This window comes from Citrobacter sp. Igbk 14 (assembly GCF_028069825.1).
Taxonomy (GTDB): Bacteria; Pseudomonadota; Gammaproteobacteria; order Enterobacterales; family Enterobacteriaceae; genus Citrobacter.
The window spans coordinates 1-2,249 of the sequence record NZ_JANEWM010000132.1 but is presented as its reverse complement, the minus strand read 5'-3'; the positions used below and the strand labels follow the sequence as shown (position 1 = coordinate 2,249).

The 2,249-nt window shown below is 51.8% G+C and carries 1 rRNA gene; it reads left to right on the top strand.

Annotated features, from left to right (window positions below):
- Positions 1-36: 36 nt before the first annotated feature.
- Positions 37-2,249 (top strand): 23S ribosomal RNA (locus tag NNN64_RS22730); the annotation flags it as partial.

The following is a 2,249-nucleotide window of genomic DNA, read 5'->3' as shown; positions in this document are numbered from 1 at the left end:
CACGATGGTGTTTTACGAAACATCTTCGGGTTGTGAGGTTAAGCGACTAAGCGTACACGGTGGATGCCCTGGCAGTCAGAGGCGATGAAGGACGTGCTAATCTGCGATAAGCGTCGGTAAGGTGATATGAACCGTTATAGCCGGCGATTTCCGAATGGGGAAACCCAGTGTGATTCGTCACACTATCATTACGTGAATACATAGCGTAATGAAGCGAACCGGGGGAACTGAAACATCTAAGTACCCCGAGGAAAAGAAATCAACCGAGATTCCCCCAGTAGCGGCGAGCGAACGGGGAGCAGCCCAGAGTCTGAATCAGCATGTGTGTTAGTGGAAGCGTCTGGAAAGTCGCACGATACAGGGTGAAAGTCCCGTACACAAAAGTGCATGTGTTGTGAACTCGAAGAGTAGGGCGGGACACGTGGTATCCTGTCTGAATATGGGGGGACCATCCTCCAAGGCTAAATACTCCTGACTGACCGATAGTGAACCAGTACCGTGAGGGAAAGGCGAAAAGAACCCCGGCGAGGGGAGTGAAAAAGAACCTGAAACCGTGTACGTACAAGCAGTGGGAGCCTCTTTATGGGGTGACTGCGTACCTTTTGTATAATGGGTCAGCGACTTATATTCTGTAGCAAGGTTAACCGAATAGGGGAGCCGAAGGGAAACCGAGTCTTAACTGGGCGTTAAGTTGCAGGGTATAGACCCGAAACCCGGTGATCTAGCCATGGGCAGGTTGAAGGTTGGGTAACACTAACTGGAGGACCGAACCGACTAATGTTGAAAAATTAGCGGATGACTTGTGGCTGGGGGTGAAAGGCCAATCAAACCGGGAGATAGCTGGTTCTCCCCGAAAGCTATTTAGGTAGCGCCTCGTGAACTCATCTTCGGGGGTAGAGCACTGTTTCGGCTAGGGGGTCATCCCGACTTACCAACCCGATGCAAACTGCGAATACCGAAGAATGTTATCACGGGAGACACACGGCGGGTGCTAACGTCCGTCGTGAAGAGGGAAACAACCCAGACCGCCAGCTAAGGTCCCAAAGTCACAGTTAAGTGGGAAACGATGTGGGAAGGCACAGACAGCCAGGATGTTGGCTTAGAAGCAGCCATCATTTAAAGAAAGCGTAATAGCTCACTGGTCGAGTCGGCCTGCGCGGAAGATGTAACGGGGCTAAACTGTGCACCGAAGCTGCGGCAGCGACACTATGTGTTGTTGGGTAGGGGAGCGTTCTGTAAGCCGTTGAAGGTGTCCTGTGAGGGGTGCTGGAGGTATCAGAAGTGCGAATGCTGACATAAGTAACGATAATGCGGGTGAAAAACCCGCACGCCGGAAGACCAAGGGTTCCTGTCCAACGTTAATCGGGGCAGGGTGAGTCGACCCCTAAGGCGAGGCCGAAAGGCGTAGTCGATGGGAAACAGGTTAATATTCCTGTACTTGGTGTTACTGCGAAGGGGGGACGGAGAAGGCTATGTTAGCCGGGCGACGGTTGTCCCGGTTTAAGCATGTAGGCGGAGAGTTTAGGTAAATCCGGACTCTTACTAACGCTGAGGTGTGATGACGAGGCACTACGGTGCTGAAGTAACAAATGCCCTGCTTCCAGGAAAAGCCTCTAAGCATCAGGTAACACAAAATCGTACCCCAAACCGACACAGGTGGTCAGGTAGAGAATACCAAGGCGCTTGAGAGAACTCGGGTGAAGGAACTAGGCAAAATGGTGCCGTAACTTCGGGAGAAGGCACGCTGATATGTAGGTGAAGTGATTTACTCATGGAGCTGAAATCAGTCGAAGATACCAGCTGGCTGCAACTGTTTATTAAAAACACAGCACTGTGCAAACACGAAAGTGGACGTATACGGTGTGACGCCTGCCCGGTGCCGGAAGGTTAATTGATGGGGTTATCCGTAAGGAGAAGCTCTTGATCGAAGCCCCGGTAAACGGCGGCCGTAACTATAACGGTCCTAAGGTAGCGAAATTCCTTGTCGGGTAAGTTCCGACCTGCACGAATGGCGTAATGATGGCCAGGCTGTCTCCACCCGAGACTCAGTGAAATTGAACTCGCTGTGAAGATGCAGTGTACCCGCGGCAAGACGGAAAGACCCCGTGAACCTTTACTATAGCTTGACACTGAACACTGGTCCTTGATGTGTAGGATAGGTGGGAGGCTTTGAAGTGTGGACGCCAGTCTGCATGGAGCCGACCTTGAAATACCACCCTTTAATGGCTGGTGTTCTAACGTAGACCCGT